The 22,801-nt window shown below is 66.5% G+C and carries 23 protein-coding genes and 5 pseudogenes; 12 read left to right on the top strand and 16 right to left on the bottom strand.

Translation table 11 applies throughout. The features are described from left to right. Positions 1-141: 141 nt before the first annotated feature. On the top strand, positions 142-552 hold the full coding sequence (locus F1615_RS07615; protein WP_149548091.1) for a hypothetical protein: 411 nt from the start codon (positions 142-144) through the stop codon (positions 550-552). A 26-nt stretch (positions 553-578) separates the two neighbouring features. Here F1615_RS07615 and F1615_RS07610 read toward each other — a convergent pair whose 3' ends face one another. The 3 genes from F1615_RS07610 to F1615_RS07600 all read right to left on the bottom strand — a co-directional run bounded on the left by F1615_RS07610 (position 579) and on the right by F1615_RS07600 (position 2,857). Next, on the bottom strand, positions 579-1,307 hold the full coding sequence (locus tag F1615_RS07610; protein WP_149548090.1) for a GntR family transcriptional regulator: 729 nt from the start codon (positions 1,305-1,307) through the stop codon (positions 579-581). A gap of 95 nt (positions 1,308-1,402) precedes the next feature. After that, a complete protein-coding gene (locus F1615_RS07605; protein WP_149548089.1) occupies positions 1,403-1,840 on the bottom strand; it encodes an ATP-binding protein in 438 nt (145 codons plus the stop codon). A 276-nt stretch (positions 1,841-2,116) separates the two neighbouring features. Then, positions 2,117-2,857, bottom strand: coding sequence for a GntR family transcriptional regulator (locus tag F1615_RS07600; RefSeq protein WP_149548088.1), 741 nt, complete (start codon positions 2,855-2,857; stop codon positions 2,117-2,119). An 81-nt stretch (positions 2,858-2,938) separates the two neighbouring features. On the opposite strand from F1615_RS07600, the gene F1615_RS07595 reads away from it, so the two are divergent. The 5 genes and pseudogenes from F1615_RS07595 to F1615_RS07575 all read left to right on the top strand — a co-directional run bounded on the left by F1615_RS07595 (position 2,939) and on the right by F1615_RS07575 (position 8,601). Further along, on the top strand, positions 2,939-4,024 hold the full coding sequence (locus F1615_RS07595; RefSeq protein WP_149548087.1) for a DUF1152 domain-containing protein: 1,086 nt from the start codon (positions 2,939-2,941) through the stop codon (positions 4,022-4,024). After that, on the top strand, positions 4,021-4,800 hold the full coding sequence (locus tag F1615_RS07590; RefSeq protein WP_149548086.1) for a hypothetical protein: 780 nt from the start codon (positions 4,021-4,023) through the stop codon (positions 4,798-4,800). Before F1615_RS07595 ends, F1615_RS07590 begins: the two co-directional genes overlap by 4 nt. A gap of 560 nt (positions 4,801-5,360) precedes the next feature. Beyond that, positions 5,361-6,581 (top strand): annotated as a pseudogene (locus tag F1615_RS07585) (IS110 family transposase). Positions 6,582-7,054: 473 nt separating this feature from the next. Then, positions 7,055-8,258 (top strand): annotated as a pseudogene (locus F1615_RS07580) (IS110 family transposase). A gap of 103 nt (positions 8,259-8,361) precedes the next feature. Continuing rightward, on the top strand, positions 8,362-8,601 hold the full coding sequence (locus tag F1615_RS07575) for a hypothetical protein (RefSeq protein ID WP_149548085.1): 240 nt from the start codon (positions 8,362-8,364) through the stop codon (positions 8,599-8,601). A gap of 169 nt (positions 8,602-8,770) precedes the next feature. Here F1615_RS07575 and F1615_RS07570 read toward each other — a convergent pair whose 3' ends face one another. From F1615_RS07570 to F1615_RS07555, 4 genes and pseudogenes are all read right to left on the bottom strand, one after another. Further along, positions 8,771-9,274, bottom strand: coding sequence for a hypothetical protein (locus tag F1615_RS07570; RefSeq protein ID WP_149548084.1), 504 nt, complete (start codon positions 9,272-9,274; stop codon positions 8,771-8,773). 137 nt (positions 9,275-9,411) lie between these two features. Further along, positions 9,412-9,774, bottom strand: a complete 363-nt coding sequence (locus F1615_RS07565) for a hypothetical protein (RefSeq protein WP_149548083.1) — start codon at positions 9,772-9,774, stop codon at positions 9,412-9,414. A gap of 697 nt (positions 9,775-10,471) precedes the next feature. Beyond that, positions 10,472-10,864: pseudogene (locus tag F1615_RS07560) on the bottom strand (tyrosine-type recombinase/integrase); the annotation flags it as partial. A gap of 53 nt (positions 10,865-10,917) precedes the next feature. Further along, entirely contained in the window at positions 10,918-11,118 is a 201-nt protein-coding gene (locus F1615_RS07555; protein ID WP_149548082.1) for a hypothetical protein, read from the bottom strand. Between the two features lie 525 nt (positions 11,119-11,643). Between F1615_RS07555 and F1615_RS07550 the strand changes: the two genes are divergently transcribed. Beyond that, complete coding sequence (locus F1615_RS07550) at positions 11,644-12,030, top strand: hypothetical protein (RefSeq protein WP_149548081.1); 387 nt, start codon at positions 11,644-11,646, stop codon at positions 12,028-12,030. Positions 12,031-12,405: 375 nt separating this feature from the next. Here F1615_RS07550 and F1615_RS07545 read toward each other — a convergent pair whose 3' ends face one another. The 5 genes and pseudogenes from F1615_RS07545 to F1615_RS07520 form a co-directional block, all read right to left on the bottom strand. Beyond that, entirely contained in the window at positions 12,406-12,699 is a 294-nt protein-coding gene (locus tag F1615_RS07545) for a hypothetical protein (protein WP_149548080.1), read from the bottom strand. Next, positions 12,696-13,439 carry a GntR family transcriptional regulator gene (locus tag F1615_RS07540; RefSeq protein WP_167533686.1) on the bottom strand — a complete coding sequence of 248 codons (744 nt, stop codon included), beginning with the start codon at positions 13,437-13,439 and terminating at the stop codon, positions 12,696-12,698. The genes F1615_RS07545 and F1615_RS07540 overlap by 4 nt, the downstream gene beginning before the upstream one ends. Before the next feature lie 4 nt (positions 13,440-13,443). Continuing rightward, the gene (locus F1615_RS07535; RefSeq protein WP_341873417.1) at positions 13,444-13,692 is read right to left on the bottom strand and encodes a hypothetical protein; all 249 of its coding nucleotides are present in this window, start codon (positions 13,690-13,692) and stop codon (positions 13,444-13,446) included. 172 nt (positions 13,693-13,864) lie between these two features. Then, the gene (locus F1615_RS07525; RefSeq protein WP_149548077.1) at positions 13,865-14,161 is read right to left on the bottom strand and encodes a hypothetical protein; all 297 of its coding nucleotides are present in this window, start codon (positions 14,159-14,161) and stop codon (positions 13,865-13,867) included. Between the two features lie 15 nt (positions 14,162-14,176). Then, a pseudogene (locus F1615_RS07520) lies at positions 14,177-14,451 on the bottom strand (hypothetical protein); the annotation flags it as partial. An 80-nt stretch (positions 14,452-14,531) separates the two neighbouring features. Here F1615_RS07520 and F1615_RS07515 point away from each other — a divergent pair. Then, positions 14,532-15,287 carry a GntR family transcriptional regulator gene (locus tag F1615_RS07515; RefSeq protein WP_149548075.1) on the top strand — a complete coding sequence of 252 codons (756 nt, stop codon included), beginning with the start codon at positions 14,532-14,534 and terminating at the stop codon, positions 15,285-15,287. A 360-nt stretch (positions 15,288-15,647) separates the two neighbouring features. Further along, positions 15,648-16,211 (top strand): GIY-YIG nuclease family protein, encoded by a 564-nt coding sequence (locus tag F1615_RS07510; protein ID WP_244328665.1) that lies wholly within the window; start codon positions 15,648-15,650, stop codon positions 16,209-16,211. A 43-nt stretch (positions 16,212-16,254) separates the two neighbouring features. Here the strand turns inward: F1615_RS07510 and F1615_RS07505 are convergent, their stop codons facing one another. The 4 genes and pseudogenes from F1615_RS07505 to F1615_RS07490 form a co-directional block, all read right to left on the bottom strand. Then, on the bottom strand, positions 16,255-17,040 hold the full coding sequence (locus tag F1615_RS07505; RefSeq protein ID WP_149548074.1) for a formylglycine-generating enzyme family protein: 786 nt from the start codon (positions 17,038-17,040) through the stop codon (positions 16,255-16,257). Between the two features lie 313 nt (positions 17,041-17,353). Continuing rightward, positions 17,354-17,680 (bottom strand): annotated as a pseudogene (locus tag F1615_RS07500) (tyrosine-type recombinase/integrase); the annotation flags it as partial. A 27-nt stretch (positions 17,681-17,707) separates the two neighbouring features. After that, positions 17,708-18,655 carry a CU044_5270 family protein gene (locus F1615_RS07495; protein ID WP_244328664.1) on the bottom strand — a complete coding sequence of 316 codons (948 nt, stop codon included), beginning with the start codon at positions 18,653-18,655 and terminating at the stop codon, positions 17,708-17,710. 1 nt (position 18,656) lies between these two features. After that, a complete protein-coding gene (locus F1615_RS07490) occupies positions 18,657-19,250 on the bottom strand; it encodes an RNA polymerase sigma factor (protein ID WP_149548072.1) in 594 nt (197 codons plus the stop codon). Positions 19,251-19,943: 693 nt separating this feature from the next. On the opposite strand from F1615_RS07490, the gene F1615_RS07475 reads away from it, so the two are divergent. From F1615_RS07475 to F1615_RS07465, 3 genes are all read left to right on the top strand, one after another. After that, positions 19,944-20,633 carry an alpha/beta hydrolase gene (locus F1615_RS07475; protein ID WP_149548069.1) on the top strand — a complete coding sequence of 230 codons (690 nt, stop codon included), beginning with the start codon at positions 19,944-19,946 and terminating at the stop codon, positions 20,631-20,633. 486 nt (positions 20,634-21,119) lie between these two features. Beyond that, complete coding sequence (locus F1615_RS07470) at positions 21,120-21,560, top strand: DUF6650 family protein (protein ID WP_149548068.1); 441 nt, start codon at positions 21,120-21,122, stop codon at positions 21,558-21,560. A 787-nt stretch (positions 21,561-22,347) separates the two neighbouring features. Beyond that, positions 22,348-22,770 carry a hypothetical protein gene (locus F1615_RS07465; protein WP_149548067.1) on the top strand — a complete coding sequence of 141 codons (423 nt, stop codon included), beginning with the start codon at positions 22,348-22,350 and terminating at the stop codon, positions 22,768-22,770. Positions 22,771-22,801 lie beyond the last annotated feature (31 nt).

Genomic DNA, 22,801 nt, shown 5'->3' with positions numbered 1-22,801 from the left:
CAACTCGCACCTGACAAGTTGACTGGGCAAGCCCGGAGTTAGGGATGCCAAGTTGACTTGTCAAGCCGCTTTCGATGGTCGCCGCCGAGCGCGACCGGCGCGGCAAGCGCACCATGAAGCCAGCAGCAAGGAGGGCGCGACATGGGCAAACGAGACCGCGCTCAAGAACCGCAGTCATGGGGTCCACGCAACTCGCAAGGACGAACCCCACCGCCGGACGCCTGGTCGGCGCCGCCGCAGGGGCCTCCGCCAAACGGCCACCAACAGGACGGGACAACTCCCAAGCCGAAGAAGCGCCGTCGAGTCTTCCTGTGGTTCTTTCTGGCCGTCCAAATCTTGTTCTTAATCTGGGTGATAGCGGGTGCCGCGAGTGGCAGCGGTACACCCGATGAGTGCCGGAGCCTGACAGGCGACGGCCTGAAGCTGTGCGAGGACGCGAACGACGTCGGAACCACCATCGGCGTGGGACTCGTCATCGGCTTGTGGGCAGCGGTCGACGTCATCCTCGGCTTCACGTACCTGATCTACCGGCTCGCCAGCCATCGCGCTTGAGGCCGGCCACGGCAGCGCCATCGGGTTCAGCTGAGTCGGTACGTGTCTTCGAGTTCCTGCCGATCGGCTGGCAGCAGCACGTCAGAGACTTGCAGCACCTGCCCGGAGGCGTCGCACGCGACGACCAGGACGCTGAGCACGGGCACACCCTCCGGAAGCTCCAGAAGCTCCGCTTCCTCGCGTTCAGGCAGTCGAGCCGAGACCCGTTCCGTCACGTGGTCGAAGCGGACCTTCTTCCGCGACTCGAGGTGAGCACGGGTACCGCCGCTCAAGGGGTCGGCGCTCTCCAGCTCGGTGCCGTCGACCAGGCCGGCGGGGAAGTAGGAGGAGACCAGCTCGACGGGTTCGCCGTCCTCCTCGACCAGGAACCGGCGCATGAGGACCTTCGCCCGCTTCGGCAGCCCGAGCGCGGAGGCGACGCGCGCCGGAATGGAGACCCGGCCGACTTCGACGAGCCGCCCCGCGGTCCGGGACTCGTCACGCGCGAGCGCTTCACTCCCCCGGCGGTCTTTCTGATCGACCCCCGCCGGACGCCCGCGCACGATCGTGCCGTACCCCTGCCGGGATTCGAGCCAGCCGTCACGCTTCAGCAGCTCCAGCGCCCGGACGACGGTCGGGCGGGACATCCCGAAGGACTGCACCAGTTGGTTCTCACTGGGCACGCGGGTGCCGGGCGGATACGTGCCGTCCTCGATGCGCTGCTGAATGGTCTGAGCGAGGCGGACATACTTCGGTGCCTCCACTTCATACGCCATGAACGCCGCCGCCTGTCGAGATTGGCTAAGTCAACTGGTCAACCAGACTAGCGACGAATCCGCCGGCGCAGTACCGACGGAAGATGTTCCCCTCCTCACGACGGCCAGGCATCGGCGACCACGAAGGAGACCACCGTCCCACCGAAGCGACTGGGCCCGGAGTGCCACGACGCGGCGATCGAGTCGACGAGAAGCAGCCCGCGCCCGTGCGCGTCGTTGGCGTCCGGACGCCGAAGCCTCACGCCCGCGGGAAAGCCGGGGTTGTGGACGTCGACCCGAAGCGAGGTCTCCTCACGGAACCACTCCACCCGCACGAGCCACGGTTCATCCGCCCGTCCATACCGGATGGCATTGGTGACCAGTTCCGAGATCATCAACACGCAGTCGTCGACCGAGCATGCCGGGTTGTATGGGGCGATGAACTTGCGAAACCATCGCCGGGCCCGGGGTACGGACTCCGGGGTCGGCTGCAGGGTCATCGCACCGAGACGCGGTGACTCCTCGCAGGGGTAGCGGTCGATCGTGTACGCCATCCGCCCTCACTCCTTGCCGCTGCCGTCGCAGTCGAGGCAGCGCCGCTTAGATGTGGCGCGGGCGCGGTCGGCAGTGGCGGCGAGCGCCAGGGACGTACGCGAGCTGACACGCTTCCAGCCCCGTCCCCGGCAACCCCGGCAAGGTAAGTGCGCTCCCTGACGCCGCTGCTGACTCGTCACTCCGTGCCCCCTTCCCATCAAGTGGCCTTAGCCACTTACTGGATGGTGGCATTAGCCACTTGGGGCGCGCAAGCGGTTCCCCGAAGTGACGCTCTGTCAGGTGAGCGGGTATCCCTGTTCGAACGCCCAGCGCTGCGGCGGGTAGGTGGCTTCGGCGAACTCCAACGGCCGGTCCTGGAGGTCGAAGACGACGTGATGCACGATCAGCACGGCCGACCCCTGATCAAGCTGGAGGTCTGCCGCCTCCTCCTCGGTCGCCTGCCGGGCGCACATGCGGTCTTCGGCGTAACTCCCCTGCCGTCCCGTCATGTTCTCGACGTACATCAGGGTGCCCTGCTGGATCCGCTCCGGCTCCAACAGCTTGGGCGCCTTCCGCCCGACGTCCGGCGCGAACCATGAAGTGGACAGCGTGATGGGCCCGTCCTGGTTGTTGGTGACCCGCCGGCGGTGCACGGCACGGCGGTCCTTCACCAGGCCCAACGCCATAGCGACGTGGTCCGGCGCATCCAGCCATCCGGCCGACCTGATCACCGCGTACTCGCCGGGCGTGTAGATCTTGCCGGTCTGCCGGGCCCGCCCGTACAACTCTCGCGCCCGCCGGTTCACTTCGAGGCTCCGCACGTACGTGCCGGACCCCTGCCGCTTCTCGACGAGCCCTTGATGGCTCAGGGCCTCCAGCGACCGTGCCGCAGTCGGCCGGGACACGTTCCAGTCAGCCGCCAGCTGCCGTTCCGAGGGAACCTCGTCCCCGGGCCGCAGGTCGCCCCGAAGGATCTGGTCGCGGATGAAGTGCGCGATCTGGAGATACTTCGGCTGAGCTTCCTCGATCTGGGGCATGCCCCCTCCTCGTCCAAGTGGCTATAGCCTCTGGCCACTATAGGGCGACCGGTCAAGGGCCCAGCCCGTAGTCTTGGGCCCATGACGCGGTTGATCGTCGCAGCAGGAGGAGGGGGCGACGCTGTCGCCGCCGCAATGCTTCACGCCGCCCTGTACGGGGACGGCGACCAGGCGGTGATCCTCACGTACGCGTGGGACCGCTTGCTGATCGACCCGGTACCGGGCCCCCGAGGAACCGACGACTTCACCGGCCTCGAACCGCTCACCCCGGCCGTCCGGAAAGTGCCGGCGCAGGCCCGCCCCATCGCACCGGCAGGTTCCACCCTCCCCCGACTCGCGGCGGAACTCCCGCACACCATCGCACTGATCGACCCGCGGCACGGCGCCGAGGGCATCACGCGCCAACTCGAAGACCTGGTCACCCACCTCAGGCCGACGTCGATCGATCTCCTCGACATCGGCGGCGACGTACTGGCCCGAGGCGACGAACCGACGCTGAAGAGCCCGCTCGCCGACTCCCTGACGCTGGCGGCGTGCTGCCAGGTCGACGCCCCCGTTCGCCTATTGGTCGCAGGTCCAGGCCTGGATGGCGAGCTGTCGCACGAGGACCTGCGAGGCATACTCGGTCCCCTCGTCCACACCTTCACCGCCACGGACACGGAACCGATCAGCCAGGTCCTGGAGTGGCACCCCTCAGAGGCCACCGGCATGCTCGCAGCGGCAGCCCGAGGCATACGCGGCACCTGCGAAGTCCGAGACGCCGGCCTGCCCGTCCCCCTCACCGACGAGAGCCCGACGCTCCACGAGGTCGACCTGGACGAGGCAGTCAGCCGCAACGAGCTGTCCCGCGCCCTCATGTCGACCACCACCCTGGACGAGGCGGAGGCACTGAGCCGTGAGATCTGCGGCTTCTCCGAAATCGACTACGAGCGCAACAAGGCCCTCTGGCTGAAGGAACAGCGCCCGGCGAAGCTCGACGCCGAGTCGGTGCTCCCCCAACTCGCCCAGTTCGAGGCGGAGGCCCGAAGCCGCGGAGTCACTCACACGACGTTCCGCCACCTCGCAGAGGTCCTGAACCTCAACGGCTCACAGCGCGATGACCTGCGCCGGCTTCTCATCGAGAGCCGACCGGAGCAGTACGCGGCACCCGTATGGCGAATCGCATGAGGGGCGCCGACGAGCCACCGCTTCTCGCGAGTCTTCCTGATCCGCAGGAAACACTCACCCGAACCGACTGGGCGAGGTTGGAGCATGCCTACGGGTCTGCCGCGGACGCACCCGGAATACTGGTCGCGCTCCTGGATCCGGACCAGGCCGTGAGAACCAAGGCGCTGGACGATCTCCACGGCGTCCTGCACCACCAGAACACGCTCTACGAGGCGACAGCCCCCACAGCCCTGTACGTGGCCGCGATCCTGCCCGACCTGAGAACGACGCACACGGTCGAGAAGAGTCGTCAGGACTTCCCCGGCAACATGCGCGCCGAACTACTGGCTTGGATCGCTTCGGTTGCCAACGAGGTCACGGACGCATCCGATGCCGTCCGTCGACGAAACGGGCTCTCTCTCGACAGCTATCCGCCAGCCATCGCCATACGAAGGATCCGACCGCTGCTGTTCACGGCCGCCTTCACGTACGCCGATGACGACGACCGCCACGTACGCGAAGCAGCGATCGCAGCATGCATCCCACTTCTGGACGATCCCCTGCTGCTTCACCACCGAGCAACACTGGCCCCTTTGGTCCGTCAGGTACTCGGCACCAATGAGTTGTGGCAGCACCGTGAGCGGGCCATCGATGCCCTCGACGCTTGGGGCGAGGACTCCTCAGGCATCGAAGGCCAGCTGAACGCCTTCCTCTTCTGCGACACCGACATGTCGCCGGACAGCTCCCCGTGGCGTGCAGGCCCGAGCGAAGGCTTCACCGAAGAACCGCCGTTCTGACCTGATGCTCCCAAGATCGCCAAGCGCAACTACCCGCTGAGTAACAACCTTTTTTACGGGTTCAAGGCGGCTCGCTCCGCTCCCCGCACGCGACCCGGCCCCCGGCCGGGCCTGCGCTCCTAATGGCGCGGTAAGACGCTGGGCGGTTTTCCGTCCGGGGTCTTTGGGCGGGTCGGCATGTGGTGATCCGTAGCCGCTCCTGAGGCCTGACCTCTCAAGACAGAGCCGGCCCTCACATGCCTGCCCGCCCAGTGAAGCAGCGCCGGGGGTGGTGGGGCCGGCCCGCGCTCATGCCTTCGTCCCGCGCGGACCGGCCCCACCACCCCCGCTCGCACACAATCAGCGGCATCGTGGACTCTCGTGGTCCAAGCCGCCGCCAGGGAACACCTCTCACCGCTCGGCGAACGCCCCAGTTCCGCAGCTGACCGAGACCCCTGGCGACCGCTGGGATTGCGAACGGCTAATCGGATGACGGGCCCCGAGCCCTGCCATTAGGGAGACGCGCAACCCCGCCACGGCGACGACCCTCACACCACCGCCACCCACCCGAGGACACCCCTATGACCAGCGTGTTCTGCGGCATCGACTGGGCCACCGACCACCACGACATCGCACTGCTCGACGAGGCCGGCACCCTCCTGGACAAGCTCCGCATCGACGACACCCCGTAGGGCCTGAACCAGCTCCTGCAGCTGCTGGCCCAGCACGGCGACAGCCCAGATCACCCGATCCCGGTCGCCATCGAAACCTCCCACGGACTCCTCGTCGCCTGCTTACGCGCCACCGGCAGACCCATCTACGTGATCAACCCGCTCACCGCGGCCCGCTACCGCGACCGCTACGCCCTCAGCCGCAAGAAGTCCGACCACCTCGACGCCAAGGTCCTGGCCCACATCTTGCGCACCGACCCCGCCGAACACCGCCCCCTGCCCGCGAACAGCCACCTCGCCCAGGCCATCACCGTCCTGGCCCGAGCCCACCAGGACGCCGTCTGGGACCGCGTCCAAACCGGTAACCGGCTGCGCTCCCACCTGCGCGAGTACTTCCCCGGCTTCCTACCCGTCTTCCGCCACTTCCGCGAAGGCCTCGCCTCACCCGTCACCCGCACCCTGCTCGCCGCAGCCCCCACCCCCACCCAGGCCGCCCAGCTCACCCGCCCGCAGTTGCGAGCGATCCTGAAGAAGGCCGGACGCCAACGCGAGATCACCGGAGAAGTCGAACGTCTCCATGCCCTGCTCCGCGAACCACAAATGCATCAACCACCCCTGATCGAGCAGGCCATGGGCACCAAGACGCTGGCTCTGCTGAAGCAATTCGACGCGGCCTGCGCCAGCGCCGACGACCTGGAAGCAGCCACCACCACGGCGTTCGCCACCCATGAGGACGCTGAGATCATCACCAGCTTCCCGGGCCTTGGCGCTCTGACCGGAGCCCGCGTCCTGGCCGAACTCGGCGACGACCACACCCGCTTCACCAGCCCACGCGCCCTGAAGGCCTACGCCGGATCCGCCCCCATCACCAGATCCTCCGGACGCAAGACCACCGTCCTGGCCAGGCACATCAAGAACCAGCGTCTCGCCTCGGCCGGCTACATCTGGGCCTTCGCCGCCCTCACCGCATCCCCCGGAGCACGAGCCCACTACGACCGCCGCCGCACAGCCGAAGACCGACACGTCGCAGCCCAACGCAACCTCTTCAACCGCCTACTCGGATGCCTGCACCACTGCCTCACCCACCACATCCCCTACGACGAGGAGACCGCCTTCCCCAACACCGCTTGACTGATCAACCGCATCGGATGTCTGTCTCCGCCCCGCACCAGCCCGGCCGACGCCCGCGCCGCGCACACAGCAATCAGCCGTCTGATGCCAGAGAAGAGGTACGTCGTGGCTGGGGCGGTCGGCTACGCGGCTTTACGGAGCCACTTTGGCGCGAGCCTCGCAGATCATGGCCCCAACGTCGTGCTTTACCGGGCAGGTCCACAGACTGCCCGACGCGCCGGAAGCTTACGGGGCCATGATCACTCGCGCCAAAGCAGCGCCACCCCAAAGCCGCTCCGTAAGTTGTTTGGCGGTCCGGAAGAGTGGGGTGTGGCTCTAAAGTCGCTTGCCCAAGTGGCTCCGGTGGAGTGGCCGCCCCGCTCTTCGGGACGCCTGGCCGCTGATTGAGATCTGCGCATCGATCGCTTTTTACGGAGCTGACGGCGGGTGTTCCTCGGGCCGAACGGCATGCTGCCAGAACCGAGGAGACGCACATGGCCAAGCAGCTCACCCGCCTCTGGGTCGGAATCGACGCCGGTAAAGCCCATCACTGGCTCACCGCAGTCGACGAAACCGGGACAACGATCTGGAGCAAGAAGGTCCCCAACGACGAGAGCGCGATTCTGACCGCCCTCGGCGAGATCCTCGCCCTTGCCGACCAGGTCCACTGGGCCGTTGACATCGCCGGCACCGCGTCCGCACTGTTACTGGCCTTGCTCGCCGCCCACGGCCAACAGGCTCTCTATGTCCCCGGCCGGACGGTCAACCGGATGTCCGGCTCCTACCGCGGTGAAGCCAAGACCGACGCCCGGGACGCCTACGTGATCGCAGAAACCGCACGCCTGCGGCGGGACTTCACCTCCATCGATGTCCCCGCCCAGCTGGCAGCCGATCTGGCTTTGCTGACCGCCCACCGCACCGACCTGATCGCCGACCGCGTCCGCATGCTCAACCGGCTCCGCGACATGCTCACCGGGATCTTCCCCGCCCTGGAACGGGCCTTCGACTACGCCGACCACAAGGGCGCGCTCATCCTGCTCACCCGCCACCAGACCCCGGCAGCCATACGCCGCCACGGCCAAGCCCGCCTCACCGCCTGGCTCAAGGGACGCAACGTCCGCAACCCCGACGCAATCGCCACCACCGCACTGCAAGCCGCCAGGACTCAGCACACCACGCTGCCGGGCCAAGATGTCGCCGCCGGCATCGTCGCGGAGATCGCCACACAGATCCTCGCCCTGGACGACCGGCTCAAGCACATCGACCAGCAGATCCGGCAGACCTTCCGCACTCACCCCCAGGCCCACATCATCGAGTCCCTGCCGGGCATGGGCCCCATCCTGGGGATCCGAGTTCATCGTCGCAGCCGGTGACCTGGGCACGTACGCCAACGCGGGCCACCTCGCCTCCGCCGCCGGCCTTGTCCCCGTCCCCCGCGACTCCGGACGCCGCACCGGTAACTTCCACCGCCCCAAGCGATACAGCCGACGCCTCCGCCGCGTCTTCTATCTGTCCGCCCAGACCAGCATCATCCGCGAAGGCCCCAACCGCGATTACTACGTGAAGAAGCGAGCCGAGGGCTGCAAGCACGTCCAGGCCGTCATCGCCCTCGCTCGCCGACGTGCCGACGTCCTGTGGGCGCTCTTGCGTGACAACAGGCCTTTCACCCTCCATCCACCCGTCGCCCAAGCCGCCTAAACAGGCCAGCGCACCCTGCTTACCTGGCGATAGCCTGCGGGCCAAACCAGAGAGGCGGACCCCAGTGGGCTTCGACGCAGAACGACCAGCGCGCATCGCTGCCATGCAGGAAACCGCCCGGCCCGTCTGGGAGGCAACCGGCGACACGGACGCACTCCAGCAGTTCCTCAAGGACAACGGGTGTCACGGAGTGGAAGCCGTCTTCGTGACCATGGGCCTGCTGCACTGCGATCTTGCCGAAGCTCAACGAGCCTTCTTCAACGCCCCGTGCCGCGACGCCGAACGCCGCTTCCACAACCACGCCATGGACCTGCTCGAAGAGGCCGCCGACCACGACGCCTGACAGTGACAGCGCCCCAGGAGAGGCCTTGACTCGGCCATTAAGACTCCACCGACCTCACTCGTTCTCATGACCGGTGGTCACTACGCGGCGACGGGGTCGCCGTGAAAGCTAGGTATGTGACTGTGCCGGACAGCTGCGGACCGCCCTTGGAAATCCGCTGACCAGGACATTACCGAAGCAAACTCGCCAGCGCCGCCTCAAGTTCCGAGTTGTCACTTTCAGTACGCCATTTTTGCCAAACTACCCTGAGGTCACTAGACGCAAGAACCTTCTTACCTTGCTGCGTCACATCCGCATTCGCGATAAGCAGCAACGGCTTGTCCATTCCGCGAAATTTGCGCAAGTCTTCCTGTATGCGACTTATCGGGAAGGTGCTTCTTTGAGTGTACTTAATTACCCCGAAGCAAAGAATATTGATCGCCGACGATCGAGGTAGCGCCCGATACACATAGAAATCATGTCCTGGATCCAGCGCTTCAATGGCGACACGCGTTTTCCCTGTGGGATCAATTTTCATCAGGATAGTCTCTAGCTGCGGAATCACTTGGCGCTCGTAAGCGAGTCCGCTAACCCATGATCCAGCAGCCTCCTCTGGGCCACCAGACTCCGGAACCGGCTCCAGCGCACTAACGGGTAGCGTCACAGTTACGTCATCAACACTGGAACCGCTCACGCCAGGAACGTGGACTCGAACGACTGCTTGCGGCCCTCGCCCCGTGTCATAGGTCCGCTGGACAGTTCCAAGCAGCATGTCAAGCCCCCATGGCACCTGCACTTCCGCGCCAGGCTCCGGGATGTCCATCATTCTCCTCACCACGGTCGCTGACCACCGAGAAACCCCGCCAGATAGTCTCCCACCACAGCGTCCATCGTCATCGCCAGACCATCCAAAGCGCGAGACCATCGCTTAATGACATCCAATGTGATCGGATACCTATTGCGCTGCTGAAGCTTCAGGAACTCGTCTTGATCGTCATGAGCAATTGCATTACGGGCTATATTGAGCGACTCAAGCTCATCATTCCACTTAGCGGCTTTAATGTTAGCCCTCTTGAGCGCTGGCCAAAGCGACAGACCTAGGTACGAGAAATCGTTACCAAGTGCAGCGGGTTGGGCATTTCCCTTATCCAGTTTACGCGCTCGCGACAGGCCACTCCGCAGCACCACAGACAAGCTAGGATCGATTTTAGTTACGGAATCACATAACACATCGGACGCCTCGTCATGCAAATCTCTTGCGAACCCCTGGAACTCTCCAGCCAGGCGCAGTGTTATGGACCAGTTGAGTTGACTGGTCCGCCACCTCCTGCCGGGTCCAGTACCCCCAACGCTTGCATGTACTGAGAATAGCTCGTCTATTTTCCTTCTTCTCGTGCCTGCCCACTCCAAATATGCGGCTGATGGCACAGAATTCCCCCTATCCCCCACGCATCCTTGCTACATTACTCAACCGACAACAAGTGAGAGGCTACAGGTTCACAGCCCAGGAGTGACCTTGCTCGCCCGTGCGAGATCTGTCGGGTGGAAGTCCGCCTGGATCCGTCTACAGATCAACCGGTTGCACGGAGCGAGGCGTACCTCCGCTTGCGGGCCCAGCGCACCCGAAGCGCCGCAGACTGCCATCGGCTTAGGCTCGTGCCACATCTGTGCCAGTTGCAGGGGTCAGCAGCGGTCAACCAGGGTGGCTGGTCGGCGTATCCGTGCCCACCAGCTCGGTCGGCGAAGGGGCAGGTCACCGGCCCGACGCCCCAGCCTCTCTCCTAAAGCGGGTGTCGCAGGTTCGAATCCTGCCGGGGGCACCAGCCAAAAGGCCCCCGACCGATCATGGTCCGGGGCCTTTGACATCCACTTCTGAAATCAACGAGGGCGGTCACTGACGACCGGGACGCCTCCGCAGCAGCCGATCCATGTGGCTCATGGCCTCGCGCTGGGTGTCCTGCACGACGTGCGTGTACATCTCCATGGTGATGCTGATCTGCGAGTGGCCCAGGATCTCCATCACGACACGGGGCGCGACCCCGGCCGCCGTAAGAAGAGTCGCGGTGCCGTGGCGAGCATCGTGCAGGCGGATCACGCGGAGGCCGGCGGACCGGGCGACGTGCGTGAAGGAGCGGTAGACGTTCCGCGGTTCGACCGGGCAACCGGTGCGGGTGGTGAAGACGTAGGCAGAATCCTGCGCTTTTGTCCGAGCCGCCACCTGTCGCATCCGGTGCCAGCGCAGCGGCGCGATGTAGAGCGCGGGCAACGGGCCGGCCCGACGCTGGGGCAGCCTTCGAGAAAACTCGCCTCCAAGCTGCTCGGCTGATCGCGTGCTCATCACTCCCGCATGCCCGCCTCGCGATCCTCCACGTCTCGATCCTCAACTGCTGGCGACGCATCCGCCCTATAAGCCTTCTTCACACGCTGCCACGCCGCGAACACTTCTGGAAGCTGGTCGAGCATTCCCCGTACAACAAACAACAGGATGGTCACCACGCCGGAAGCAGCCAGCAAAGAGAGAATGATCTGAGAATCCACCCGGTCGACACTTTCTGATCAGCAGTCGAACTCGGGTGAATCCACTCAGCTCGACCGCAACTTGAAACGGTCAGAACTGAGATCCACGCCGACAGTAAAACTCAGGGTCGTGCGAGAAGGAGTTTTCAGGTGACATGCCCAATGGGCGCCACAGACGGACGGCGGAGGCAGGAGTCCGGGTCGTGGTTCACGGATCATCCAGTTCCAATGCGACATGTCGGCTCGCACTGGAATGGCCTGCTACTCGTACGATATCAGCAAGAGTCATTCACAGGGTGGATCAACGAATAGAGCTGACAGTCATGTTGGGTTTATGGTAAAGGCAGCCCAACGATCTCCGCCCATACACAAGCGTCCCCCCGGACCGTGTCGGGGCCGCGAGAGGGCGCTCGTTGGTGACCAGCGTTGAGAACTGGTGGCGGCTTGACCGCAGGGCCGCACATCTCCAAGCTTCCCAAGCTGAGGTCTCACCGGGGCAACGAAGTCGGGGTCGGTCAGGCTGGCCGCGTCATAGACGATGACCGCATGCGTTACTTCAACGGGACAGGTTGGCTCGCGATCTTCACCGGCACGGAGACGATGATCGGTCGGACCGTGCACGTGGACGCCTGGGACGAGGCGTCAGGCGTTGCCCTTGTGGTCGATCCCCAGCGCGGTACCCGCCGCCCGGTAACGGACTACCCAGACTTCTCCCACTTGGAGCGAGCCGACCAGGTAGTGGCCGCCATACCCGGAGGGGGCTGGCGCGCGTTCTGGAAGGACGAGGGACCGGATAACGGGCCACTGACCGAGCAGGTGCTCGCATGGCTGATCACCGCCAAGGGATGCGCCACCCCGATTACCGTCGACGCGCACGGGCACGTAGACGACGCCGAGAGCGCCGATCGCCTTATCCCGCCTGGAGAGGCGTGACGCAGTCCCCACCGGGTGCGTGTCTAACTGCGTGACAACGCCAACGGACAGCGGCGGACAAGTGCGGACACCTGCGGACCATCGGAGCAGGCGAGAGGCACACCGACCTGAGGTCGGTCACGCCGGACCAGGGCACTGCAACAAGATCAAGTCACGAGCTCGTAGTGCGGGACCACTGGAACTCCTGGGTGATCATGGCGCTGCAGACGCCTACCCAAGTTGCTTCGGGACGAAGAGGTCGTCTCTCCTAGGCTGGTAGGGCGCGCAAAGCCGGGCCGTCCCGGGCCGTCCAAAGCCAGCCGACGTCGACCAGCAACGACAGAAGCCCACGGCATCTGATCTGGTCAGAGCCGTGGGCTTCTTCAGTTCCGGTGGTCAGCCAGACCGGCTATCCAGGCGGTGACCGCGGCTGGTCGCAACGCGGAGCGTGTCCCGCAGAGCTCCAGTCAGGTCCTTCGTCAGGAGTCGCAGGTCGTCCGGGTCCGTATCGGCCTCGGCGAGCATGTCCAACGCCTGGTCCAGGAGTTCGGTCGCCATGCCGAGTTGTACTGACTCGAGGTTGTCGGCCAGGCGGGACATGTGGCCGCCATTGTCATCAGTCCTGAGGAAGCACGGCTTGCCCTCGGGCCCCGTCCAGGGGAGGAGCCGTAGTTCGTTCGACATCGTCATCCTTCCGCCGCCCTCTCATCGATCACGTGGTGAGTGGTGAACACCGCGTCGGCGCGGTCTCCCGGCAGCACCAGGAGAGCCGCCTCGACCACACGTCCAGCGGTATCGGCCGTCTGGCGGGTGACGGCGAGAACGGTCAGGGCCGAGCTGATCCGAAGGGTGGATGCCTCCTCCGGTGTGGGGAGGCGGACGCTGATCTCCTCCCGGACTTCAGCCAGCGGCGGGCGGAGTTCCATCAGTCGCGTCACCACCGCCTCGTACGGGAGCGACTCGCGGAGCACGGCGGCCGGCGCCAGGTCGCAAGGGGCGTAGATGCGAGCCAGGCTGTGGGGCCGCTCGTCCTCATGGCCGAGACAGAGGATTTCGGTCAGAGGGCTGCCGGTCGGCATCTTCAGCAGGGTCGTCAGGTGCCCGTGGGCCCGAACCCCGGAGGTGCGGACGGTGACGCTCAGAGGTGCGAGGTCCGCGATGTGTGTACCGGAGGTTCGGCCTCCTCCCACGTACGTGATTTTGCGGAACGGGCGGCGAACGAAGTTCCCTTTGCCGTGGACCTTCTCGACGAGGCCTTCCGCCTGGAGTACTGCGAGGGCATTCCGCAGCGTCGGCGTGCTCACCATGTACTGCGCGGCCAGATGTGCCTCAGAAGGCAGGCGGTCGCCAGGCTTGAGCCGACCAGTGACGATCCGGTCCCGGAGGTCATCGGCGATGGCGTCGCGTCGCGAGGGCACGGGCGGGATCACCGCCTCACACTCGCACGAGCCGCAGGGCGACGAGCCGGGTCCCCGTGTGGATGGTCAGCAACTCACCCGAGTCGAAGACGAGTCGTTTGGCTCCGCCGGGCAGCTGGAAGAGGTCAGTCACCCGGCAGTGCTGGCCCCCGACCTGGATGATGTCGCCGCGCTGCACGCTGGCCGAGGTGATCTCGACAGGGGAGAGCACCGCGCCGCTGAGTGCCGCTCCCCTCACCGTGCCGCCTCCGGCGGTGCCGGGCAATTGGCGGTGGTGTGGCACGAGCAGGCGCAGGCTTCGTAGATCACCGGCACGTCGACCGGGGCGGTGGCCGGGGACGACTCCGCACAGGCGTGGTGCGTACCGATCCGGCAGGAGGTCGACCGGAAGGAATCGGGCCCTGTCCGGGCGGTGTGGGGCTGTTGGCGGGAAGGCATCAGCGGTCACCCGCCGAGGCGTACCGAGGACCGGCGAGCGGAGCGCAGCTCACGACCGCCGAGCGGTGCCGTGCGCGCGCCTCGCTGGCCAGTACGTACGGGCGGACGAGCGCCGTCTCCTCGCCCACGAGAACGCCCGTGTGCTCGCGGTGCCGGCGCAGGAGCAGCACCGCCCCGTAAGCGACTTCCGGGGAAACGGCCACCGGCCGCACAGGCGTGGCAGGGCGGCGATGCCGGCCCTTGTAGAGGTACCGCTCCCTGAGGTTCGAGACGGTACGACGGATACGATTGAGCACGCTGTTCAGCTCCTGTCGCTGATGGCCCGGTCCCCCGACATCGCCCGTCGCGGGGACCTTTTGCGTACGACCGCCCAGAGGGTGCGGTCGTTCGAACTGGTGGCGAGGAGTCCGAAGCGGTCGGCATCGGCCACCGCTTCCAGGACCTCCCGCCATGACCCGGCGGAGAGTGGTTCCGGCACCTCCGCCTCGATGGCCGTGCAGTCGTCGCGCTCCTCCACGCGCGTGGCGAGCCCGACGGCCGATAACCGGGCTGCGATGGCCTCCGCGCGCACTGTGGAAGCAGGCACAGGGCAGTCCTCCGGTCAGCGGCGATCACCTTGAGTAAAGCTAGTTAACTAGATTAGAGCTAGTGGACTAGATTTTCCATATGCCTGAGCAGCCGCCCTATCTCCGCATCGCCGACGAACTACGGCGGCGGATCGCGGAGCACGAGTGGGAGCCGGGGGACCGACTTCCCTCCCGCGCCCAGATCGGCCAGGAGTACGGCGTCGGCGACAACGTGGTCCGCCGGGCACAGGAGTTGCTGATCTCCCAAGGTCTGCTGGAAGGCCGCGCCGGTTCCGGCACCTACGTCGCCGAGCCACGGAAGCGTGTACGGATGGTCCGGTCGTCGGCGCGCGAGCAGCCCAGCGGCTCCCCGTTCCGCGCGGACATGAAAGCCGTGGGCAGGCAGGGCGACTGGGAGAGCCGGACCGAGGCCAAGGTCCCGGCACCGGCGGAGATCGCGGCGCGTCTCGGTATCGCCGAAGGCGAGCTGTGCGTCCGGACCGCGTACGAGTTCCTCGCCGACGGCAGGCCGGTTCAGCTGTCGACGAGCTGGGAGCCGTACGACCTCACCGCCGGCACGCTCGTCGTCCTCCCCGAGGGAGGGCCGCACGCAGGGGCAGGGGTCGTGAACCGCATGGCGGAGATCGGCATCACGGTCAGCCACGCCGTGGAGCGGCCCGAGCCACGGCAGGCGACCGCCGAGGAGGCCTCACTCCTGGGCGTCCAGAAGGGCGCGCTCGTCACGCACATCCGGCGGACGTACTACAGCGACCAGGGGCAGTCCGTGGAGACCGCGGACATCGTGGTGCCCGCCGCACTCTGCGAGATCGTCTACGAGATTCCGATCTCCCGATAGTCGTCAGCGCGGGCTATCCGTGCCCCGCACCACAAGCGCACCAGATCGAGCGGGGAACCATGGTGAAGGCCGCCGAGGTCAACAAGGCGGCACCCGGACCGCTCACCCAGCTACGCAGGCGAAGGACGTTTTGTCAGCGGCGACCAGTAGCCTGCGACAATCAGCCGTCGCGCGCCTGGAGGGGCCGTGGAAGCTAATGCTCTCGTCAGTCCCGATCGGTTGTGGTCGGCGCAAGAGGGCTTGGTTCGTTCTAGTCCTGTCCCGGCAGTGGCAGGGGTCTACGGGTGGCACTTCGAGCAGCCGCCCCACCCCGACCTGAAGGCCGGGCGCCTGCTATACGTCGGTATAGCCCCGTGGTACATGGCGAACCGGGCCAGCACCCAGAACCTGCGCAAGCGGGTGCGCTACCACTACCGGGGCAACGCGGCCGGCTCGACCTTGCGGCTCACCCTCGGCTGTCTGCTCGGCCTTGAGCTGCGCCGCGTGGGCAGCGGCAAGCGGATGACCTCCGGCAAGGCCGGCGAAACCACCCTGAGCCAGTGGATGGCGGACAACGCGCGAGTGTGCTGGATCGAGCAGAGCGAACCGTGGGACCTGGAGTCACAGCTCATCTCCCAACTCGACCTCCCGCTGAATCTCGACCAGAACCGCCACAACGCCCAGCCGCCTGAAGGAGATACGGGCCGAAGCACGCCAGGGAGCACGGGAGTTGCCCATCAGCTCGTAGGCCGACGAAAGAGGCGATGGGTCGTTGTCTGGACCGTCCGAGGCCACTCGACAGCAGCCAAAGGCGACCACCAGATGCCCGAGCCCACCGCCTCTGGCCAGCAAAAACCCAGCTCAGCAAGATCTCTGACAATACCCAGGGCAAGAAGAAATAAGCTGGCGCCCACAGGCCCCTGTCCGCGGTTCTTCCGTCGGTAGGGGACCTGCCGCTGTGCCGGAGTTCCCAGGGCACACGTCTTGTCTACGTGCTGACTCCCTGCTCAGCATGCCCCTGACTGGTTGGCACGGGTGCGACCGGGCGGACCGCGGTGAACATGTCGAACTCGGAGCGGGCGGCGGAGAGCAGCAGCAGCCATTCGTCGCAACCCTGCCACGGAGAGAGGTCACCACCGCCCCCGCGCACCACCCGCGGCCCATCCCCGGTGCGGGGGCGTGCGTCCATCGGGGCATCCGTGAAGTGCGGAATCCACACGTCGGCGCAGATCTCGTTCGAGGAGCCCATGGCCGCCAGCCCGAAGGCGTTCTCGGCCGCTGCCGTGCGTTCCTCGTCGGCGAAGTCGTCGAGCACCTGGTCCTCGTCCGGCCTGTCGTCCCCGCGGAAGGTCAGGGTGGTCGTACCGGCCCGGGCCGCGTACTCCCACTCCGCCTCGCTGGGCAGCCGGAACGGCAACGCGTTGAGTAGGTCGTCCAAGTCGTCCTTGAGTCGGGCCGTGCTCGCATCCGAGTCGGCGAAGCTGTCCTCGTACTCGGGCAGCCAGTGCCGTACTTGCGCCACCGTGAGCGGATGCCGGGCGATCAGGAACGGCTCGACCCGCACTTCCCGCACCGGGCGGGTCTGGTCTGCACCGGCGAAGAACGCTTCGAGGTCGTCATCGGCGCCGTCGGCCTGCTCGATGGCGCGAACCGCGTCCAGTTCCGCGTCGGACAAGCCCATCCGGAACGTCCCGCCGGGCACGGCCCGGAAGACCACTCCGGAGGGGGTGTGCCGCCAAGCCGGTCGGCCGGCCACGATCTCTTGAGCCCACATGGTGCCGGACGCTAGCAGCCGGGCATCCCGGCCAAGGAGGGGATCAGGAAGTGAGCGTGGTCGACCGGTCACTTCCTGGACGCCGCAGCGCTGCACCACTACCGCACCAGATCGATCGGGGAACAGCGGGGGACCACGGTGAAGGCGGTCGAGCCGAGAAGGAGCGAGGGCCGTACGTTCGCCCAGTTCAGCGCTCGAACCGTTCGCGAACGATCGCAGCTTCCCAAGCTGAGAGCGCGAGTTCGATTCTCGTCACCCGCTCCATGAAGAAGGCCCAGGTCAGAGACCTGGGCCCTTTTGCTGTCCGCTGTGATCACTCATCGCGTGCCAGATCCGTGCCAGAAGGCTTCTCGGCGGCCTTCCGGGCAGCCTCTTCCCGGGCCGTCCGGACCGTGACGTCGAGGCCGGCGGCGACCTCCTCCTGTCGCTCCTCGTCGGAGTGCTGATAGATCAGCGCGGCCTTCTTGGACGACTGCCCGGCGCGCACCATCGTGTCCTTCAGGGTGGCACCGGAACGGGTGGAGAGGGTGTGCCCAGTGTGCCGCAGGTCGTAGAACCGGAAGCCCTCCGGCATGCCGACGGCCTCCCGGGCCTTCCGCCACTTCCGTCCGAAGGTGCTGCGCCGGAAGGGAGCCCCCTCGCACTGGGCCACTTCCGCCCGGCCGGTTCAGGGCTTCTCGCCGTCCCGGTCGACGAGGGACTGGGTCACCTTCATCTCGCAGAATGTGACCTCGCCCTTCTTGTACGAGCGCCCAGCCGACCAGCCGTCCGGGTACTTCTCGTCGTAGTCGTCCACCACAACCGACTGGCTCCCCCGGTACTGGAAGGTGTGGGGGTCGAGGAGGTACTCCCGGCGCTGAACGGCCTTGCTGCCCAGGTCCGGGTATATGGCGATGGCGTCATGCCCCAGGGGGTCCTTCACCAGGTGCGGGACCACCTCGATCCCGGGGTCCGCGGCCAGGGCCCGGTACAGCTTGGCCATTCCCTGCGGATGCACGGGATAGGCCTCGTTGAGGGTCGCCAGGAGCGCGAAGGTCTCGATCTGCTCACCCGTCAAGCCGGAGTCCTTGCCCATGGGGAACATGTCCACCGTCTGCTTCCGGATTTCGGCGGGGTCATCCGGCAGCGAGGCGAGCAGGCGATACAGCCGCCGCTGCGAGGGCTCGTTGTCGCCGTCCTTGTCGTCCTCCCTCGCGGGGCTGTCGTACTGGACCCACTCCTCGCTCACCTCGGGCTTGGCATCGGGCGCCGCGTCCGACGCTCCGTTCAGGCACTGCGCGGTCTTCAGGTAGACCCACTGGCCGTCACGCGGATGCAGATCCGGCTGCTCCGACACCACTTCCGCCGCCTGCTCCAGGAGCGCCGTCGCGGACGTCAGGTCGGGGCCGGCAGGCTGCACGCCGCGCTCGGGTCCATCGTCACCGACGAGCATGGTCACCAGCACCGCGATGGTGATCACCGTCGCGGCGCCCCCCGCAGCCGTCACGCGCCAGTCCAGCCGCATCCTGCGGGCAGCGCCCTGCTGCGCTGCTCCCAGCAGCTTCTGGCGGCCGGGAACCAGCCGCACCCGGTCCGGCGTCGGCGCATCGGCGCGCAACTCGCGCATCCTGGTCATGTCATCCATGAGTTACCGCCCCGTTGTGGTCGCTTACTAGGGTGGGGTCGGCGCCGAGCGCCGTACGCATCTTGCGCCGCGCCCGGCTGAGCCGGGAGCGGACCGTACCGACCGGCACCCCGAGGGCGTCGGCACACTCCTGGTAGGTGAAGTCCGCCCAGGCGACCAGCAGCAGCACATGCCGGTCCTTCCCGGGCAAGGCCGCGATCGCCCCGGCCAGCGCCTGCTGCGAGGCCTCGGCCGTCACCCGCTCGTCGGCCCGTTCCGACCAGGACTCGGCCACCGGGTCGACGCCGGTACGGGCCAGCGCCCGCAGCGCCCGCACTTCGGAGCGGCGGTGGCTGCCGATGAGGTTGCTGGCGATGCCGTAGAGCCACGGCCGGGCACTGGCGCGCGCGACGTCGTAACGGGCGCGGTTGCGGAAGGCGATGAGGAAGGTCTGCGCCGTGATGTCGTCGGCGTGGCTGTCGCCCAGCCGGCGCATCACATACCGGTGGATCTCGGCGGCGTGTCTGTCGTAAAGCCTGGCGAATATCTCCGGCCGCTCCAGGGATTCCTGGATGACCAGTGCGTCGTCGGTGGGTGGATCCCCCACGAGGCCCTCACTTCTTCGTGCAGTTGGAGTGGAGTGCATTTCCACCCTCTGTTGTCCGAAGCGGCCAGGAAGGTTCACGTGCAGGGGATGCGCCAGTTCGTGTGCCCGGACAGCCCACGAGCTCTCGCCGCCAAAATCCGTGGCAGCAGCGCTCCACTCTGGGGGCATGGGACATGGGCCATGCTCAGAAGTACTCACCCGGCGCCAGCACCAGGCCAGCGGCATACAGCAGCGCCCCCGCGCGACCGTCCGACCAGCCGACGACGAGCCCAGGGGCGGGCATAGATCGACCTCCTGAAGCGGTGGAGCCCGGAGCCGTCGGAGTCCAACCCTCACGCAGGGCATGCCGAACAGCCGCGGTGGCACCGGACGGCAGTACAGGCTCAGCCTCGCGACCGATCCAGTTGCTCGGATGCGGCTGGTCGGTCATGACCACGAGCGTCGTCCCCGGAGTGTTCGCACGCTCCACCGCGAACGCACACGGCGACCAGGCCAATCCCTCGCGATCCGTCCCATCAGATCCTCGAACATAGCCTGCCGGCGCGCAGGCACTACGCTGTGACCTGCGGCCACCGCAGGGTCTTCTGTCTTCACACACCGATGATCAGCGGTGGCCGCACCCGTTGTCCGACAGCCCGGCTCTCCCGCCACCGGCTGGAAGAACAGATCGACAACGCAGGAGGATCCTGTCTGATGGCGACCTATGTATTGATCCACGCTGCGGCGGTCGACTCCTGGTATTGGGGACCGCTCTCCGCCGAATTGCGAGACAGGGGCCACGACGTGGTGGCACCGGATCTGCCGTGCGATGACGAGGCGGCCGGGCTTGCGGAGTACACGGACACGGTGGTCGAGGCGATCGGCGGGCGCACCGGTCTGGTCGTCGTCGCCCACTCGTTCGGTGGGTTCACCGGCCCACTGGTGTGCGACCGGCTGCCGGCCGATCTGCTCGTGATGCTCCAGGCCCAGATCCCGGCCCCGGGCGAGTCGCCGGGCGAGTGGTGGGGCAACACCGGTTACGGGGCGGCACGGCAGGAGGCCGACCGGCGCCGAGGCATCGCGGACGGTACGGAGGAGGACGCGTTCTCCCTCGTACTTCACGACACCCCGGCTGCCCTGGCCGCCGAGTTCGTGGCAGGACACCAGCGGCACCAGGCGCCTGCCCCGTTCGGCAAGCCCTGGCCGCTGGCCTCCTGGCCGGAGGTGCCGACCAAGTTCCTGCTGGCCGCCGACGACCGCTTCTTCCCGGCCGAGTTCATGCGCCGGGTCGTCGTCGGGCGTCTCGGTTTTGAACCGGACGAGATGTCTGGCGATCACTGCCCGATGCTCGGACACCCGAAGGAACTGGCCGACCGTCTTGAGGCGTATCGCGCCGGCCGCTGAGCAGCCCGCTCCTACTTCGGCTCGACCAACCGGCCGGTTTGCGACGCCTTCTCCACACACCGCCCGGTGCCCACGACCCCGGATCGGTTCGGCCCGGCCCACCGACACCCGTGAGATCTCCAGCACTCGTCACAGACCACGCTGATCACCGGTGCCTGCAGCCGTCTCCACGCCGGACCCGAAGCAACATCACGATCCACGGCTGGAGTACCAGGGCGGAGGAGCGTGTCATATGCGTGCCAGATCGTGCCGGGAACACCGGGGACCAGTCCAGTGTCCAAGCAGGCGCCGAGACCGCGTCACCGCAGGTCAGCCCAGCAACCGGGCGTGGATCACCTTAGCTTCCCAAGCTGGAAGCACGAGCGCCCCGGTCCCCGTTCTCAAGCAGGTCACCGCAGCGGCTCATGTTGGTTGTCTTGGGTGATGATCATGGTTGTGCCGCACCGCAAGGTTGGTAGACATACGCCATCAACGGGAGGGGGACGGATGGGCATCCGGCCAACGGCGTTCAGCGCCTTCGGTTTTGGCGTCAACTGGGAGTTCACGAAGTCGGACAGGGCCATCGCACAGGAGGTCATGGACTTCCTAGCTGATAAACGCGTGTTGACGATCGGGCACGCACGCCCGCAGGCCGAGGCCACAGCCTGCCTCGCATCAGCCGCCGAGTGCCGCATTCGATTGTCCGAGTACCTGACCCAGCTGAAAAAGCCAGGGAGCGACCTGCGCATCTGGCTACGTGCCATGCGTCAGGCCTTCACGGACTTCATCGAAGCGGGCGGCCCTAACGGCAGACGTTTCGGCCCCGGATCCGACACCAGGTTCAATGAGGCTTTGGCTCAACTGCGGGACCGGGTCCAGCAACAGGCCGATGAGGTCTCGGTACGTTACAAGCTCAGCGGTCTCAACCTTCCGGAGCACGAGAGATAGTCGCCGCGTGCCACAGCCGTGCAAGATGCAGGGGTCAGCGCCGGTCAACCACGGTGCCTCAGGCTGCCTTCAAGTCTGCTAGCTCGACCAAAGAAGCCACAGATCATCGGCAAGGCGTCCTTGCCTCTCTCCTGACGCGGTGGTCTGTGAGGCGCGATGTCGTTCGGCTGGCAGACTTGCTGCTTGCCGTAGGGCTTCGGACGGGGGCGTGATGAACAGGCGCACGAAAGGGTGGCTGGTAGGCGGTTGGCTCGTGCTAGTTGTCGCCAGTTGGTCATTCACAGAGTCGATCAACGATGGGATTGCACCAACGCCGGGCCCCCGGCCGGAGCCTTCGTCCTCAAGTTCCGCCTCGGGATGCCCGACGCCGAAGCCGCCGGCCGTCCCGAAGCGCAGCCTCACCGCCTACACCAGCACGGAGCCCGATTTCGTCGCCACAGCGATCATCTGCAGGACGTCAGGCTGACACCATGCCCCATTGAGACGTACAGACCCGCGCCCCCGCGACGGCGGTGAGTGTCCGACTGCGTGACAACGCCGACGTACAACGGCGGACGAGCGCGGACATCTGCGGACCATCAGCGCAGGCAAGGGACACACCAGCTCAAGGCGGAGCCCTCACCCAAGTTGCTTCGGGACGAAGCAGTCGCTCCCTACAGGAGCCGATGCTAAGTCAGCAAACAGGGTGGCCAGGAAGTCTCGTTGCTCTCACGATGAGTGCATGGATCGGTTGCAGCGCAGCGCTTGGCGGTATGTGGCGGAGGTACTCCCACTCGAGGAGCTCCCGATGCTTGCTGCGCATGCACTCGTCGACGGGCGTGATTCCCCCGCCCTGCGCGAACTGGCCGGCCTGCCACGCAGGAGCGACGAGACCGAGATCCGAGAACTGTACGTCCAGGCCCTGCACGAACTCGGCGTACCTCTTCCCGACGACGAGACAGCCGGCCGCTGGCTCCTTGTGAGCCTCGCGGTCGGTCTCGCGAATGCCGAGCTCAGCCCCAAGGACGTGGTCGACCGGCTGTCGATGACGATCGCAGCCCGCACCCAGGAGGAGACACAGTTCCTCTCCATCGCAGCGGAACACAGCGAATGGATGGGCGCGGACGAACTCCCGGGATGGGAAAACGGTCTCAGGGCCGCCGCCCACTCGTTGACCGCCTCCACCGATCTCGGATCCGATATCGGCGTGCCAGGGGCGCGGCGCGACTGACTCACCTAGTGGCCATGCCGGTCATCATTCC

It is taken from the genome of Streptomyces marokkonensis (assembly GCF_008312835.1).
Classification (GTDB): Bacteria; Actinomycetota; Actinomycetes; order Streptomycetales; family Streptomycetaceae; genus Streptomyces; species Streptomyces marokkonensis_A.
The sequence above is the reverse complement of the archived record's forward strand: the minus strand, read 5'-3'. Positions and strand labels throughout refer to the sequence as shown.